Origin of the sequence: Paenalkalicoccus suaedae (genome assembly GCF_006965545.2) — a bacterium.
GTDB classification, from domain to species: Bacteria; Bacillota; Bacilli; order Bacillales; family Salisediminibacteriaceae; genus Paenalkalicoccus; species Paenalkalicoccus suaedae.
In genome coordinates this window covers 2,116,325-2,132,385 of sequence record NZ_CP041372.2, presented here as the reverse complement: position 1 = coordinate 2,132,385, position 16,061 = coordinate 2,116,325, and the positions used below count along the sequence as shown (strand labels likewise).

The following is a 16,061-nucleotide window of genomic DNA, read 5'->3' as shown; positions in this document are numbered from 1 at the left end:
CCAGTGGCAAAGCGTAAAGTGGTCGATATAGAGAATCGAATTCCGCAACTAAAAGAGCAGAGACGAAGGCGAACGAATAGGCGTCTAATTTCTTATATCATCGTTTTTTTCTTATTGATTGCCTGTATTGTTTATTTGCAAAGTCCTCTAAGCAACGTGCAATCTGTTTCGGTTGATGGGAATACTGAAGCGACATCAGAATCGGTGATTGAAGCATCTGGATTATTAAATGATGTAAATATGTGGAATCTTGATCAAGAAGCGAGAGAGGGTCGTATCGAAGCAAACCCTGCTATTTCCTCTGCGACTATTTCAAGAACCGGACTTACTAGCACGTCTATTACAATTGAGGAGCATGCAATTGTTGCATTTATGTACGAGAATGATGAATATATTCCATTACTTGACACTGGAGAAAGACTTGATCGGATCGAGTCGACACCAGCTGAAGCACCAATCATGCGAGATTTCAGCAGTGATTCTCTTCAGCGAGAGCTTGTTACCGAGCTATCGAAATTATCTACACAGGTAAGTGAGCGTATTTCAGACATTCGTCATACGCCAGTGGAAAACGATTCTGGGCGAATTACATTATTTATGACAGATGGTTTTACAGTTAGTTCAACGGTACGAAACTTTGCTTCACGAATGGCTACGTATCCAGCAGTTGTTTCTCAATTAGATGCATCTGTTGAAGGAGTCGTTCATATGAGAATGAATCCTTATTTTGAGCCAGCGAACGCCTTGGAAGAAGGAGAATTGGAGGAAGGAGAAGAGGTAGGTGAATCGTAGTACAACCTATATCATGTTAACATTTGTTTTACTCGTAACTGGATTTTTGGTTGCGTGGAGTATGCAAACGACGAGTAACCGAGCGAGTGAGTCACAAGTGGACTCGTGGGAGCTAGATGACGAACTTCGTCTAGAGCTGTTGAACGAGCAGGAAGCAACGCTTAGTTTGGAAGAGGAGCTACAGTCTGTGCAACAAGAGCTCCAAGTTCTTGAAGATACTATTTCTCAAGAAGAGCGCACCTATTTTAATTATATTGAGGATATTGATAGACTGAGAATGGTAACCGGAGAAGTTCCTGTAAAAGGTATGGGCATTGAGGTCACACTTGATGACGCGGAGTACATACCTGGGTCAGACAATCCGAATGACTATATTGTACACGAGCAACATCTACAGGTTGTGATTGATGAGCTATTAGTAGCTGGAGCGGAAGCCATTGCGATCAATGGATATAGGATTAACCATCAGTCAGCGATTAACTGTATAGGTCCGGTCATTGATGTGGATGGGAATACGTCGTTTGCTCCATTCGTAATTACTGCAATTGGCGAGCAAGAAACATTAGAGGAGTCTTTGCAGTTAACTGGCGGAGTTACGGATCAGCTCGTTAATGAGAATGTTCAAGTACGAGTGGAAAAGCAATCGGAAGTATATCTTGAACGAATCGCTAGTGAAAGAGGTTGATGCACGTGAAAAAGGCAGTTTTTGTTTTTACGTGTGTAACATTTGTTATTGGGTTTATGATAGCTGTTCAATTTCAATCAGTAGGAGAGACAGCGTCAAACGGAGAACGAAACGCTGTCGAAATTAGACAGGCTTTATTAAGTCAGCAGGAAAGACAACAGCAGCTGCGAGAAGATATTCGTACGCAACGAGAGCTTTTAGCTCAATATGAAGATATGGAAAATATTGAAGGCACAATGACGGAGATCCTTACAGCACTTGAAGAAGAAGCGGGACTGACAGAGGTATCAGGTCCTGGAGTTGTGGTTACAGTGGATATTGCTCTGTCATTAGACTATGACGGCGGAGGTATTTCTACCGTTCCTGCCTATCTACTCAGAATGCTTTTAAATGATATTAATACAATAGGAGCTGCTCATATTTCTGTAGGAGCAGAACGACTTGTTTCAACAACAGCAATTCGTGAAGCAAATGGACGAACGTTAGTAAATGGAAAGTGGCTTCCCTACTTCCCATTAGAAATTCATGTCATTACAGATAATCCAGAAGCCCTGCACTTTGCCTTAATGTCTGCAGAGTCGCGCGAATTATTTTTGTTGGAAAACCTCACCTTCCACTCTGAGCCAGTTGAAGAACTGACGGTACCAGCGTTTGATAGCTCTCACCGAGTAAGGTACATGGAGACAGTGGAGGAGGAATTATAATGTGGATGCTACCCGTACTAGGATTATTGCTCGGGCTGATCCTCGGATTTTTTGCTGATATTACGCTCACGGATGTCTACGCAAGTTATTTATCAATTGCTGTATTAGCAGCACTAGATACCCTTGTTGGAGGGGTTCGAGCACAGCTTGAAAAAGTATTTGATGAACAAGTGTTTGTAACTGGATTTATTACAAATATATTGCTTGCGACTAGTTTAGCTTTTCTCGGTGTATATCTTGGTGTAGACTTATATTTAGCAGCAATTTTTGCATTTGGCGTTCGTCTCTTTCAAAATATTGCAATCATCAGAAGAATATTACTACAAAGATGGAAAAGCCGGTCGTCAAAATAAAATGTTTTTCGAACAAATAAAAAGGGAATTGATTGTTCGTATCGAATAGGTTCAATAATGAACGTTATTGAATGAGTTTGGTCGCAAAAGGAGGTGCCTATAATGAATCAAGAAAGTACATACGTGGCGTTAGATATTGGCACATCATCCGTTAAGATTATTATTGGAGAGATGACGAACGGCTCTCTTAACATAATTGGAGTCGGAGAAGCTGAATCTAAAGGGATGAAAAAAGGGGCAATCGTCGATATTGATGATACCATTCAGTCTATTCGTTCCGCAGTAGAAAAAGCAGAACGAATGATTGGAATGTCTATTAAAAACGTAATCGTTGGAATTACAGGGAATCATATCAAACTTCAACACTGTCACGGGGTTGTCGCTGTATCAAGTGATGATAGAGAAATCGGGGACGTTGATGTAACACGAGTTATTGAAGCTGCACAAGTCATGTCAATCCCACCTGAGAGAGAAATCATTGATGTTATTCCAAGGCAGTTCATCGTAGATGGGCTGGATGAAATTAATGATCCTAGAGGCATGATTGGTGTTCGTCTTGAAATGGAAGGGACGATCATAACGGGTTCTAAAACTATGTTACATAATGTACTAAGGTGTGTGGAGAAGGCTGGACTAACTATTGCAGACCTAGTCTTCCAACCTCTTGCTGCAGGCTCTATTGCACTGTCGAAGGATGAACGTGGTCTTGGCGTTGCTCTCATTGATTTAGGTGGCGGTCAAACGACTGTCTCTGTTTTTGAAGGTGGCGTTATGCATGGAGCTACTCAAATACCAATTGGTGGTGACCATGTCTCAAATGATATCTCTATTGGCTTTAGAACGTCGGCTGAAGAGGCTGATGTCATTAAGCTGGAGCATGGACATGCGCTTATTAGCGAAGCATCAGACGACGATGTTTTCCAAGTAACAGAGATTGGGAGTAATCAAAAGCAAGAGTTCTCACAGTGGCAGCTAGCAAATATTATGGAGCCTCGTTTAGAGGAAATCCTTACACTAGTTGCTCGCGAAGTGGATCGTTTAGGATTTGACAATTTACCTGGAGGGTTTGTCTTAATCGGTGGTAACGCTAAAACCCAAGGTGTGTTAGAATTAGCAAGAGATGTCTTGAATGCCAACGTTCGCATATCTGTACCAGATTATCTTGGTGTTAGAGAACCACATTTTACAAATGGGGTTGGCCTCATTACATTTGCACATCGAAATGCGAAGATTCAAGGAAAAGAATTGCGTAATGGAATAACAGATCATGCGCCAAGAGAAGAAGAGCCAAAGCGTGATCGAAAAGAAAAGGTACCCGCCCAGAGGCAAGAGAAGGAAGGGCCTGGATTAAAATCACGAGTATCAAAAATGTTTAAGTCATTTTTAGAGTAAGCTAATTAGATTGGGGGATCGGATATGTTGGATTTTGAAATGGATACAGAGCAACTAGCCACGATTAAAGTCATCGGTGTCGGTGGTGGCGGTAGTAACGCAGTAAATCGAATGATCGAGAATGGATTACAAGGTGTTGATTTTATTGCAGTCAATACAGATGCACAAGCATTAAAGCTTTCAAAAGCTTCTGAACGTTTACAGTTAGGTGGTAAACTAACGCGCGGTCTTGGAGCTGGAGCGAATCCTGAAATCGGGAAGAAAGCAGCAGAAGAAAGCCGTGAGCAGTTAGAAGAGCAACTTTCAGGTGCTGATATGGTCTTCATCACAGCTGGAATGGGTGGAGGTACCGGTACTGGTGCTGCACCAGTCATCGCTGAAATCGCGCGCGAATGTGGCGCGTTGACTGTTGGTGTTGTTACTCGCCCGTTCACATTTGAAGGTCGTAAGCGTATGAACCAGGCTACTGGTGGTATTCAAGCCCTTAAAGAAAAAGTAGACACGTTAATCGTCATTCCTAATGATCGATTACTTGAGATCGTTGATAAGAATACACCAATGCTTGAAGCGTTCCGTGAAGCGGATAACGTACTTCGTCAAGGTGTACAAGGTATCTCGGATCTTATCGCAGTGCCAGGGTTAATCAACCTTGACTTTGCTGATGTTAAGACGATCATGAGCGAAAAAGGTTCAGCTTTAATGGGTATTGGTGTTGCTACTGGCGAAAACCGTGCCGCGGAAGCTGCGAAGAAAGCTATTTCTTCTCCATTGTTAGAAACATCGGTAGACGGTGCACAGGGCGTCCTCATGAACATTACTGGAGGAACGAACCTAAGCCTCTTTGAAGTACATGAAGCCGCTGAGATCGTTTCTAACGCTTCTGATAGCGAAGTAAACATGATCTTCGGTTCTGTCATTGATGAACACCTAAAAGACGAAATCATCGTCACAGTAATTGCAACAGGTTTTGAAGAAGGTAAACAAGAGCAAGCAAACCGTGCTCCTTCTAGCCAACCGAAAAAACAAGTTGCTAAAAAAGAAACTGCTGCTTCAACTGAAGAAGCACCACCAACAAGAGAACAGTCTCAAGAAGAAGTGGATACGTTAGATATTCCAACATTCTTACGAAATAGACGTAACCGTTAAGGGGCGTTATAAGAATAAGAGTTTTGGGATTGTGCTAATTAAATAAGTAATATAAAAAGAGAAACCGATGCATGATATCGGTTTCTCTTTTTTTGTGTTTAGGAGCATTAGATGGAGAGAGTAGTTGGTGGTTGGAGTATGTGAGGGAATTGAGTGAGTTAGTATGATGGAAAGAATGCAGATAGAGAGTGGGTGGTGGAATGCATACGAGCGTCTGAGAAATGCATGCTGTATGGGGAAAATGCACGCGGCTGAAATGAATGCAGACAGAAGAGGAGGAAATGCACGTGGTGAAGAGGAAAATGCACGCGAGCCAACAAGAAATGCACACCACGCAGAAGGAAATGCACACGGCAGAAAAGAATGCAGACAGAGAGAGTAGAAATGCACATGGTGAAGAGGAGAATGCACGCGAGCAGCCTATAAATGCACACCACGCAGAGATAAATGCACACGGTTGAAAAGAATGCAGACAGAGGGGGTGGAAATGCACGTGGTGAAAAGGAAAATGCACGCGAGCTGCCGATAAATGCACACACTCAGCCATTATATACGTGGTAACGATAAACCTTCACTATAGACCTCCTCAAAATAACTTCTTCTATACATAAAAGCCTTTCCTTACATAAACCGCCAAAACTAGTGCTAATTTTCCTCACTGTTAGACACACTTTTTAGACATGATCTTTTACACTTTTACTATGCAAGAAGGGGGGAGAGTGGGGCATGTTTGTTGATATTCTCTTTGCAATGAATATCATCATGGACTACATGATTTTAACGTTGACCGCATTGGTTATGAAGGAACAACCAAGCATAAAACGAAAGCTTGGTGGTGCGTTACTCGCTTCTCTGTATCTGTGGGTCATGCTAGTACCAGAGATTGGATTTTTACTGATGCCAGTAGTTAAAATTCTTTATTCACTCCTTATCATCCGTGCGACGTTTGGTAAACGACGTATTATCCGGCTGCTACAACTGACTGGGACGTTTTATTTTGTACAGTTTGCGATCGGTGGAGGGATGCTTGCGGTACATTATTTTCTGACAGTCGATCAATCGTTCGCGACAGCTTTAAAGAACCCTGGATTTAGCCCATATGGGTCCCCTTTATCGTGGGGGTTTATCGTGATCTCATTTCCAGGTCTCTGGCTATTTGTAAAACACCGAGATTTTTTACTTCGCGCGATTAAACGAATGGAAGAAAAAATAGTGCCTGTCATACTAGCATCTAAGGAAGCAACGGTGAGATTGAAAGGATTTATTGATACTGGTAATCAGGCAATGGATCCATTGACAAAACGACCGATTATATTTGTCAATGAAGACAAGCTTCAAGAAGTATTAGCAGAAGAGCAGATACAGAAGCTTATAACGAATAATATGGACAACCTGTCGATTGACATGACGGTTGTACCAATTAGAACGGTTGCTGGACAGGCACTACGAGTTGTTTGGAAACCAAGCTCTTGTAACTTAGAAAGGAACGGTCAAAAGGAATCATGTCACGTCTATGTTGCCCTAAGTGAAACATTAAGTGATACAGATAGATACAACTGCTTACTACACGAATCTATGGAAGGATGAGGGGGATAATCATGTTTGAGAAAATGTATGTAAAGCGCTGGTATTATAAGCTTCTAATGAGGTTTCATGTAAAAGGGAAAGAGGTCTATTATATCGGTGGAAGCGAGGCATTACCACCACCGTTGTCCAAGGATGAGGAGGCTGCGGTCCTTGCTAAGCTACCTGATGAAGCGGCACGCGCAACGCTAATTGAGCGGAATTTAAGGCTTGTTGTATATATCTCCCGTAAGTTTGAAAATACAGGGATAAACATTGAGGATCTAATAAGCATCGGAACCATCGGGCTAATTAAAGCAGTTAATACGTTTAATCCTGAGAAAAAAATAAAGCTTGCTACTTATGGATCTAGATGTATTGAGAACGAAATTCTCATGTATTTGCGTCGAAATAATAAACGCCGATCAGAGGTATCTTTTGACGAGCCTTTAAATATTGATTGGGACGGCAACGAACTACTATTATCTGATGTGCTGGGTACGGAAGAGGATATTATTACAAAAGGAATGGAGGAGACCGTAGATCGACGCCTCCTTAAACATGCACTACTCTCATTAAATGATCGAGAGAAGCAAATTATGGAACTTCGCTTTGGTCTATCGGGGGAAAAAGAGCGTACACAAAAAGATGTTGCAGACTTATTAGGTATCTCTCAGTCCTATATTTCTCGCCTAGAAAAGCGGATTATTAGACGCCTTCAAAAAGAATTTAACAAAATGATGTGAAAGAACGCATGTAGACGTCTGCATATAATTCTTCCTTAAGGAGATACTGAGCTTGTAAGTAATCTCCTGACTGGAGGGATCATCATGGCGCGAAATAAAGTGGAGATTTGTGGCGTGGATACTTCCACACTTCCAGTATTAAAAAATACAGAAATGCGGATTTTATTTAAACAAATGCAAGAGGAAGAGGACGACGATGCACGTGAAAAACTGGTTAGTGGAAATTTAAGACTTGTACTTAGCGTGATTCAACGATTTAACCATCGAGGAGAGAATGTCGACGATCTATTTCAAGTAGGCTGTATTGGACTAATGAAATCGATCGATAACTTTGATCTCTCACAAAATGTCAAATTCTCGACGTATGCAGTCCCGATGATTATAGGGGAAATAAGACGCTACTTGCGAGATAATAACCCAATTCGAGTCTCAAGATCACTAAGAGATACAGCGTATAGAGCGCTTCAAGTCCGAGACTCTCTCATGGCAACTAGACCACGAGAACAAGAGCCAACCGTGCAAGAGATTGCCAAAGAATTAGATATTCCTACTGAGGATATTGTATTTGCACTTGATGCGATTCAAGATCCTGTCTCCTTATTTGAACCGATTTATCAGGATGGTGGAGATCCAATTTTTGTGATGGATCAAATTCGTGATGACCGAGAAAAAGATACGAATTGGTGCGATCAGCTAGCGTTAAAAGAAGCGATGCTCCGCCTAAATGATAGGGAGAAAAAAATCGTTCGTATGCGCTACTTTGAAGGCAAGACGCAAATGGAAGTAGCAGAGGAAATTGGAATTTCTCAAGCGCAAGTATCGAGGCTTGAAAAATCGGCAGTAAAAGATATGAATCAGCTAGCACGTGACTAATAGGTTTTGCGAAATACCGAGACGAATTCTCGGTATTTTTTGCGTGTTTGAATCGTACGGTGTAGAAGTAGAGTAAATTGAGTTAGGGGGATGTATCATGATTACGATGACAGAGCTTGCAACAAAAGAAGTGGTGAATGTCTCGACTGGAAAGCTATTAGGCCACGTCGTAGACTTAGATGTCGATTTAGATAAAGGGCTTGTACAAGCTATTATTATCGGCCAAGGAAGGGTGAGATCCCTTTTTAATAAAGAAGCGGAGCTATTTATACCGTGGGTACAAATTAAGAAAATTGGACAGGATGTCATTCTCGTTCAAATCGCTGAAGCGGCTTCTATAGGAAAAGATTGATAGTACGACCAACTTTCTTTATTATTAAGGGTAGAGTCCTAAATGGTAAAGAAGGAGGTCTTTCCTTGTCTGTAGTAAATAACCTTGAAGAAATTCGTACGCGCATTGCACAAGCATGTCATAAAGTGGATCGTAATCCGAACGATGTGACAATTGTTGCGGTGACTAAATACGTTTCGATAGAGACAGCAAAAGAAGCACTTAAAGCCGGTATTACAGATTTAGGTGAAAATCGGTTAGAAGAAGGTATGAATAAATTTGATGATATTAAGCATGATGCTACTTGGCACTTTATCGGGACCCTTCAATCTCGGAAAGTAAAAGAGATGATTCATGCGTTTGACTTTGTACATTCGATCGAACGTGAGTCGATTGCGAAAGAGATTGAAAAACGAGTGGAAGATGGGCGAACTATCTCTGCCTTCGTTCAAGTTAATGTAACTGGCGAAGAATCGAAGTCTGGGTTAACACCGGACGAGGTGTTGCCGTTCATTGAGAAGCTAGCAGAGTATAAGGCGGTTCGAATCGTTGGGTTAATGACAATGGCTCCGCACGTCGAGGATCCTGAAACAGTCAGACCCGCGTTTCGTGCGCTAAGAGAGCTTCAGCAAGAGATCGCGTCAAAAAACTTCGCTCATGCACCGTGTACAGAGCTGTCTATGGGAATGTCTAATGATTATGAGGTAGCTATTGAAGAAGGCGCAACGTATATTCGACTTGGCTCATGCTTAGTTGGTAACGAAAAAAAGGGGTGACGTAAGTGACGATTAAAACGAAGATCAAACGTTTCTTTGAAATGGAAGATGATTATGAAGAGCGAGAGGTTGAAGTCGAGCAAAATCGTGACGAAGACATCCACCTCCCCGTTACAAACAAAAAGCAAACAAAAGGGGACAAGCCTAATGTTGTTAGCTTAAGCTCCATTCAACAAACGTCGAAGATGATTCTTTTAGAGCCTCATTCGTACGATGAGGTGCAGGAGATTGCGGATCACTTAAAAGATCGTCGCGCCGTTGTCATTAATCTGCAGCGCATCCCACGTGAACAGGCGAAACGAATAGTCGACTTTTTAAGCGGAACAGTTTACGCTATAGGTGGAGATATTCAAAAGCTTGGGGACAATATCTTTTTATGCACGCCTGATAACATTAATGTTTCAGGATCGATTTCAGAGTTATTTCAAGACTAGGAAGGTGAGAAAGAAATGGAAGTCTTATTAAATGTTATATTAACAGCAATGAATGTTTACTGGTTCATGTGTATTATTTATATATTTATGTCTTGGCTCCCTAATGCACGCGAGTCGAATTTCGGACAAGCTCTTGGTCGTATGGTAGAACCATACTTTGAGCCGTTCCGCAGAATTATTCCACCACTTGGAATGATCGATATTTCGCCACTTATTGCAATCTTTGTGCTCCGTTTTGCGCAAAATGGTGTTCAGTTCTTATTTTATAACTTTTTGATCTAAGGAGCGATTGTCTTGTCAGTCTATCAGCACTATCGAAAGGAAGAGCACGCGTTTGTCGACCAAGTGCTTGATTGGAAAGAAATCGTAGAACGAGAGTATCGCGCAAAGCTAACAGACTTTTTAGATCCTAGAAAGCAACGAATTTTACTATCGCTTATTGGGGCTAAATCGGAAGTGCTCGTCTCTTTTCACGGGGCGTATGAGGGTGCAGAAAGAAAACGAGCGCTTCTGCACCCAGATTATTTAGATCCAAGCATAGAAGATTTTGAGCTAGCTTGTTATGATATCCGTTATCCTGAAAAATATACGTCGATTGAACACCCTCAAGTACTCGGTTCTTTAATGGGGCTTGGAATGAAGCGAGAAAAATTCGGAGATATCATTATCGCATCCGAAAGAGCGCAGATCATTGTTGCAAAAGAAGTTTCTGGTTTTGTAGAACAGGAGTTTACCCACGTCGGTAAACACGGAATAACGCTAGATTCCTTACAACCAGGTTCTCTCGTGACACCTGACGAAGAGATGAGAGAGCAGTCAGGCACTATATCATCCCTTCGACTGGATGCTGTGTTGGCGGAAGTATTTAAGCTATCACGTGCTAAAGTAAAACCACTTATCCAATCTGAGAAGGTAAAGGTTAATTGGCAAATTATTGAGGATCCTGCATATCTTTTGAAAGAAGGAGATGTTCTTTCACTTAGAGGAAGTGGTCGCTGTCAAATTATCGAGCTTGGTGGCGAGACGAAGAAGGGTAAACAACGTATCATAGTTGGAATAATTGGCGCATAGCTACATATTTTAAATAAATTCGCATTTTTATTACTAACTTAGAGGATATTTGACTTGCTTGTCGAATCAAAGATAAATTACGTAAATTTTCGGAGGTGCAACATTAATGCCACTATCGCCATTAGATATTCATAATAAAGAATTCACACGTGGATTCCGAGGTTATGATGAAGACGAGGTTAATGAATTTTTAGATCAAATCATCAAAGATTACGAGCTTATCATTCGAGAGAAAAAAGAGCTGTTTGATCGTGTCAACGAGCTTGAGGATAAGCTTACGCACTTTTCAAACATAGAGACTACGCTAAATAAATCTATTTTAGTGGCCCAAGAGACTGCGGAAGAGGTAAAGCGAAGTGCCTCTAAAGAAGCAAAGCTCATCGTAAAGGAATCGGAGAAGAACGCTGATCGGATTATTAACGATGCGCTAGCAAAATCGCGAAAAGTGTCGTACGAGATTGAAGAGCTTAAAAAGCAATCATCTGTCTACCGTACAAGATTTAAAATGCTGCTTGAAGCGCAGCTTGAAATGCTACATACCGATGACTGGGATGAGCTTGCGGATGACGCAGAAGATCGCGAGCAATTGTCCTACGAGAGCCGCTAGTAGTACTTGACTCAGACATCATCCTCAGATATACTTTATAAGAAATTTACAGTTTGCGTTGATAGGGATAGTAAAGTCGAATGAGCTTTTAAAGCGAGCTAGGGACGGTGTGAGCCTAGCAAAGAAGTCGATTTGAAGATCACCCTGGAGCAGTGCACCGAAAAGCGATGCTTAGTAGGCTGCACCGAGTCATGATCGATACGTCATGCTAAGTGAGTGCAGGTTTGCACTACATTGGGTGGTACCGCGGGTGTAACTCGTCCCTTTTTAGGGGCGAGTTTTTTTGTGTTTTTACATCCCATTATACACGACAGGTAATCTATTAACTCTCTAAGGAGGATTTATCATGAATTATAAAGACACATTAAAAATGCCAAAAACAGAATTCGCGATGCGCGGTAATTTACCGAATCGTGAGCCGGATATGCAAAAGGATTGGGAAGAAAGACGTTTGTACGAGAAGGTACAGGAGCGTACAGCAGGTCGACCAACGTTTATTCTTCACGATGGACCACCGTATGCAAACGGTGATATCCATATGGGTCACGCATTAAATAAAATCCTCAAAGATTTTATCGTGCGACATAAATCCATGACAGGCTTCCATGCGCCTTACGTTCCAGGCTGGGATACACACGGACTTCCGATTGAAACAGCACTAACGAAAAAAGGCAAAGTGGATCGCAAGAAGCTAAGCATTGCTGAATTCCGAAAGCTTTGTGCTGAGTATGCGTTAGAGCAAGTAGATAGCCAGCGTGAGCAGTTTAAGCGTTTAGGTGTCCGCGGAGATTGGGATAATCCATACGTGACACTACATCATGGATACGAAGCACAGCAAATTAAAGTCTTTGGTGAAATGGCGAAAAAAGGCTATATCTACAAAGGTAAAAAGCCAGTTTATTGGTCTCCTTCTTCTGAATCTGCGCTAGCAGAGGCAGAAATCGAATATCACGATAAGCGTTCTCCTTCTATCTATGTAGCGTTTGATGTAACAGATGGTAGAGGAGTACTACAAGGGGACGAAAAGTTTGTCATCTGGACAACAACACCTTGGACGATCCCAGCAAACTTAGCGATCGCGTTAAACGCAACGCTTGACTACGTGACAGTTGCCGTAAACGGAGCAAAGTATATCGTTGCAGAAGGATTGCTTGAAGAGTTAGTTGGTCAGTTTGAGTGGACAGACTACGAAGTAGTCGCTACTCACAAAGGAGCGGAGCTTGAGCATGCAAAAGCAAAGCACCCTCTTTATGATCGTGAGTCCCTGATCATCTTAGGTGATCACGTGACACTTGATGCAGGTACAGGCTGTGTCCATACAGCTCCAGGCCACGGGGAAGATGACTATATCGTTGGACAGCAGTACGGCCTTGACGTACTTTGCCCAGTTGATGATAAAGGTGTCTTCACAGATGAAGCACCTATGTTTGAAGGACTGTTTTACGACGCAGCAAATAAGCCAATCAGTGAAAAGCTAGAGGAAGTCGGAGCGCTACTTAAGCTCAACTTCTTTACGCACTCGTATCCACATGACTGGCGTACGAAGAAGCCTGTTATCTTCCGTGCGACGTCTCAGTGGTTTGCTTCTATTAAAGACTTCCGCGAAGATTTACTCCGTGAAGTAGAAGAGACAACTTGGCTACCTAAGTGGGGCGAAACGCGCCTTTATAACATGGTACGCGATCGCGGTGACTGGTGTATCTCAAGACAACGCGTATGGGGAGTGCCAATCCCTGTTTTCTACGGCGAGAATAATGAGCCAATCATTACGGATGAAACGATTGAGCATGTATCTGACCTATTCCGTGAGCACGGATCAAACATTTGGTTTGAGTGGGATGCAAAGGAGTTACTTCCTGAAGGATTTACGTCAGAACACAGCCCGAACGGGACGTTTACAAAGGAAACAGACATTATGGATGTATGGTTTGACTCAGGATCCTCTCACCAAGCTGTCCTGCATGAGCGTGACGATTTAGTACGACCAGCTGACGTGTATATCGAAGGATCTGACCAATATCGTGGATGGTTTAACTCGTCTTTATCTACTTCTGTAGCTGTGACAGGCAAGGCACCTTATAAATCTGTCATCAGCCACGGGTTCACATTAGATGGCGAAGGGAAGAAAATGAGTAAGTCACTTGGTAATACGATCATTCCTAATAAAGTGATGCAACAGCTTGGAGCTGACATCCTTCGTTTATGGGTTGCTTCTGTAGATTACCAGGCAGACGTACGCGTATCGGATGCAATCCTAAAGCAGGTTGCTGAAGTATATCGTAAAATTCGTAACACATTCCGCTTCCTTTTAGGGAACCTAGAAGGGTTCGATCCAGCTAATCACCGAGTTAGCTACGAAGACCTGTCTGGTTTAGATCAGTACATGCTTGTGAAGTTAAATGACCTTGTGAGAGACGTTCGTAAAGGCTATGATGAGTACCAGTTCTCAACGGTCTATAACAAAGTTCACAATTTCTGTACGATCGAACTAAGCTCCTTCTACATGGATATCGGTAAGGACTACCTATATCTAAAAGAAGAAGATCATATCAGCCGCCGCCGCATCCAAACGGTGATGTATGATACACTAGTGACACTGACTAAGTTACTTTCTCCAATCCTTTCTCACACGACAGAGGAAGTTTGGGGATTCATTCCTGGCGTGTCAGAAGAGGCTGTTCAGCTAACGGATATGCCGGAGGTTCAAGAGTTTACTGGAGTCGAAGAGCTTGTAAAGAAGTGGGATCGTTTTGTCCTTCTTCGTGATGATGTCTTAAAGGCATACGAAGATGCTCGTAACGAAAAAGGGATCAATAAGAGTGCGCATGCAACACTAACTCTATCTGGTTCAGCAGATGATGTCGCACTGCTTCGTTCATTAAATGAGCTTCACCGCTTGTTTATTGCGGTCGATGTAAAGGTAGAAGACGAAGCGCCTGTTGGTGCAACAAACTACGAGCATGTAGCTGTATTAGTAGAGCAAGCTGAAGGGGAAGTATGCGAAAGGTGCCGCTATGTCTCAAATGAGCTAGGCACAGACAGCGATCATCCAACCCTATGCCCAGAATGTACAGAAACAGTAGTGACGCATTACCAAAATGCATAATGGATAGTCGGACGTATCAGAGACGTTGCTCTCTGGTACGTCTTGATGCGAAAACGGAGGACGATAAACGTGATATATTATGTAATAGCTCTCGTCATTATTGGGCTTGATCAGCTGACGAAATGGCTCGTCGTTCGCAACATGGAAATTGGAGAAAGTATTCCGATTATCGAAAACGTCATTTACTTAACGTCACACCGTAACGCTGGTGCGGCTTTTGGCATTCTTCAAGGTCAACAGACGTTATTTGTTATTGCGACGGTAATTGTTTGTTCAGTCGTTGTTTATATGATTAAAACGCAAGTAAAGAGTCCGTGGTATGGTATCGCACTAGGACTAATTTTAGGTGGGGCAATTGGGAACTTTATTGACCGCGTTCGTCAAGGCGAGGTCGTCGATTTTGTTGATACGTATATCTTTTCCTATAATTTCCCCATCTTTAACGTTGCAGATGCTGCGCTTGTAGTAGGTGTAGGTATAGCGATTATTTACATTTTCTTTGAAGAGCGAAGCGAAAAGAAGGAGAGAGTAGATGGAAAAGCATGAGTTTGTAAGTGATGTAAAAAGTGAGCGACTAGATAAGTGGCTGACAGATCAGCACGAGGATTTTACTAGAAGTGCTGTACAGCAATGGATTACAGAGGGACATGTGTTAGTCAATGGCGAAACGTCTAAAAGTAATTACAAGTTAAAGCTTGAAGATGCCATTGTCGTAAATGTACCCGAAGTACAAGAGTTAAAGATTGAAGCAGAGGATTTAAACTTAGATGTTGTCTATGAGGATAGCGACGTTATCGTCGTTAATAAGCCTCGTGGTATGGTTGTTCACCCAGCGCCAGGACATTCTAGTGGAACACTAGTCAATGGTCTTATGCACCATTGTCGTGACCTCTCAGGTATAAATGGTGTTGCAAGACCTGGTATTGTGCACCGTATTGATAAGGACACGTCTGGGCTACTTATGGTTGCTAAAAATGATAAGGCACACGTGTCGCTTGTTGAGCAACTTAAGAACAAGACGACAAAACGTCGCTACGAAGCGATTGTTGCAGGCATCGTTCCTCACGATAAGGGAACAATTGATGCTCCGATCGGCCGCGACCCTGAAGATCGTCAAAAGATGACAGTTACAGAGCAAAACAGTCGTGATGCTGTCACTCATTTCCAAGTAATGGAGCGCTTTGAGCGCCATACACACGTTGCGTGTGAGTTAGAAACTGGTCGTACGCACCAAATTCGCGTGCATATGCGATACATTGAATTCCCTATTGTAGGTGATCCAAAGTACGGACCAAGAAAAAAGCATGACTTCCCAATTGAGGGTCAGGCCCTGCATGCTCAGCTCTTAGGCTTTGTGCATCCGACAACAGGGGAAGAGATGATCTTTACTGCTCCAATTCCAGAAGATTTTAAGAAGTCTTTAGCGCATGCAAAGAAATTTGAGCGTTGACATCTAGTATTAAATCTGGCACACTTATGAAA

19 protein-coding genes and 1 other annotated feature are annotated in these 16,061 nt (G+C 42.4%); all 19 genes read left to right on the top strand.

What is annotated here, in order from left to right; all coding sequences use genetic code 11:
- Nucleotides 1–3 precede the first annotated feature (3 nt).
- The 19 genes from FLK61_RS11270 (at nt 4) to FLK61_RS11180 (ending at nt 16,029) form a co-directional block, all read left to right on the top strand.
- On the top strand, nt 4–792 hold the full coding sequence (locus tag FLK61_RS11270) for a cell division protein FtsQ/DivIB (protein ID WP_176009556.1): 789 nt from the start codon (nt 4–6) through the stop codon (nt 790–792).
- Nucleotides 782–1,477, top strand: a complete 696-nt coding sequence (locus tag FLK61_RS11265) for a DUF881 domain-containing protein (protein ID WP_249777585.1) — start codon at nt 782–784, stop codon at nt 1,475–1,477. Before FLK61_RS11270 ends, FLK61_RS11265 begins: the two co-directional genes overlap by 11 nt.
- A 5-nt stretch (nt 1,478–1,482) precedes the next feature.
- On the top strand, nt 1,483–2,181 hold the full coding sequence (locus FLK61_RS11260) for a DUF881 domain-containing protein (RefSeq protein WP_176009555.1): 699 nt from the start codon (nt 1,483–1,485) through the stop codon (nt 2,179–2,181).
- Nucleotides 2,181–2,534 carry a small basic family protein gene (locus tag FLK61_RS11255; RefSeq protein WP_176009554.1) on the top strand — a complete coding sequence of 118 codons (354 nt, stop codon included), beginning with the start codon at nt 2,181–2,183 and terminating at the stop codon, nt 2,532–2,534. Before FLK61_RS11260 ends, FLK61_RS11255 begins: the two co-directional genes overlap by 1 nt.
- A 102-nt stretch (nt 2,535–2,636) precedes the next feature.
- Nucleotides 2,637–3,926: a cell division protein FtsA gene (gene ftsA, locus FLK61_RS11250; protein ID WP_176009553.1), complete on the top strand. Its 1,290-nt coding sequence runs from the start codon at nt 2,637–2,639 to the stop codon at nt 3,924–3,926.
- Nucleotides 3,927–3,950: 24 nt separating this feature from the next.
- On the top strand, nt 3,951–5,072 hold the full coding sequence (gene ftsZ, locus FLK61_RS11245; RefSeq protein WP_176009552.1) for a cell division protein FtsZ: 1,122 nt from the start codon (nt 3,951–3,953) through the stop codon (nt 5,070–5,072).
- Nucleotides 5,073–5,359: 287 nt separating this feature from the next.
- Complete coding sequence (locus tag FLK61_RS11240) at nt 5,360–5,533, top strand: hypothetical protein (RefSeq protein WP_176009551.1); 174 nt, start codon at nt 5,360–5,362, stop codon at nt 5,531–5,533.
- A gap of 265 nt (nt 5,534–5,798) precedes the next feature.
- Nucleotides 5,799–6,659, top strand: a complete 861-nt coding sequence (locus FLK61_RS11235) for a sigma-E processing peptidase SpoIIGA (RefSeq protein WP_176009550.1) — start codon at nt 5,799–5,801, stop codon at nt 6,657–6,659.
- 23 nt (nt 6,660–6,682) lie between these two features.
- Nucleotides 6,683–7,381, top strand: coding sequence for an RNA polymerase sporulation sigma factor SigE (gene sigE / locus FLK61_RS11230; RefSeq protein ID WP_430708819.1), 699 nt, complete (start codon nt 6,683–6,685; stop codon nt 7,379–7,381).
- Between the two features lie 84 nt (nt 7,382–7,465).
- Entirely contained in the window at nt 7,466–8,254 is a 789-nt protein-coding gene (sigG, locus tag FLK61_RS11225; protein ID WP_176009548.1) for an RNA polymerase sporulation sigma factor SigG, read from the top strand.
- A gap of 97 nt (nt 8,255–8,351) precedes the next feature.
- Nucleotides 8,352–8,606, top strand: coding sequence for a YlmC/YmxH family sporulation protein (locus FLK61_RS11220; protein ID WP_176009547.1), 255 nt, complete (start codon nt 8,352–8,354; stop codon nt 8,604–8,606).
- A gap of 65 nt (nt 8,607–8,671) precedes the next feature.
- Nucleotides 8,672–9,361 carry a YggS family pyridoxal phosphate-dependent enzyme gene (locus tag FLK61_RS11215; RefSeq protein ID WP_176009546.1) on the top strand — a complete coding sequence of 230 codons (690 nt, stop codon included), beginning with the start codon at nt 8,672–8,674 and terminating at the stop codon, nt 9,359–9,361.
- A 5-nt stretch (nt 9,362–9,366) separates the two neighbouring features.
- A complete protein-coding gene (locus FLK61_RS11210) occupies nt 9,367–9,795 on the top strand; it encodes a cell division protein SepF (RefSeq protein ID WP_176009545.1) in 429 nt (142 codons plus the stop codon).
- 15 nt (nt 9,796–9,810) lie between these two features.
- Nucleotides 9,811–10,077 carry a YggT family protein gene (locus FLK61_RS11205; protein ID WP_176009544.1) on the top strand — a complete coding sequence of 89 codons (267 nt, stop codon included), beginning with the start codon at nt 9,811–9,813 and terminating at the stop codon, nt 10,075–10,077.
- Between the two features lie 12 nt (nt 10,078–10,089).
- A complete protein-coding gene (locus FLK61_RS11200) occupies nt 10,090–10,866 on the top strand; it encodes a YlmH family RNA-binding protein (protein WP_176009543.1) in 777 nt (258 codons plus the stop codon).
- Nucleotides 10,867–10,972: 106 nt separating this feature from the next.
- Nucleotides 10,973–11,473 carry a DivIVA domain-containing protein gene (locus FLK61_RS11195; RefSeq protein ID WP_176009542.1) on the top strand — a complete coding sequence of 167 codons (501 nt, stop codon included), beginning with the start codon at nt 10,973–10,975 and terminating at the stop codon, nt 11,471–11,473.
- 49 nt (nt 11,474–11,522) lie between these two features.
- Nucleotides 11,523–11,741 (top strand) — a binding site (T-box leader).
- 78 nt (nt 11,742–11,819) lie between these two features.
- A complete protein-coding gene (gene ileS / locus FLK61_RS11190) occupies nt 11,820–14,579 on the top strand; it encodes an isoleucine--tRNA ligase (protein WP_176009541.1) in 2,760 nt (919 codons plus the stop codon).
- A 69-nt stretch (nt 14,580–14,648) separates the two neighbouring features.
- Nucleotides 14,649–15,125 carry a signal peptidase II gene (gene lspA / locus FLK61_RS11185; RefSeq protein WP_176009540.1) on the top strand — a complete coding sequence of 159 codons (477 nt, stop codon included), beginning with the start codon at nt 14,649–14,651 and terminating at the stop codon, nt 15,123–15,125.
- Nucleotides 15,112–16,029, top strand: coding sequence for an RluA family pseudouridine synthase (locus FLK61_RS11180; RefSeq protein ID WP_176009539.1), 918 nt, complete (start codon nt 15,112–15,114; stop codon nt 16,027–16,029). Before lspA ends, FLK61_RS11180 begins: the two co-directional genes overlap by 14 nt.
- The last annotated feature ends 32 nt before the right edge of the window (nt 16,030–16,061 follow it).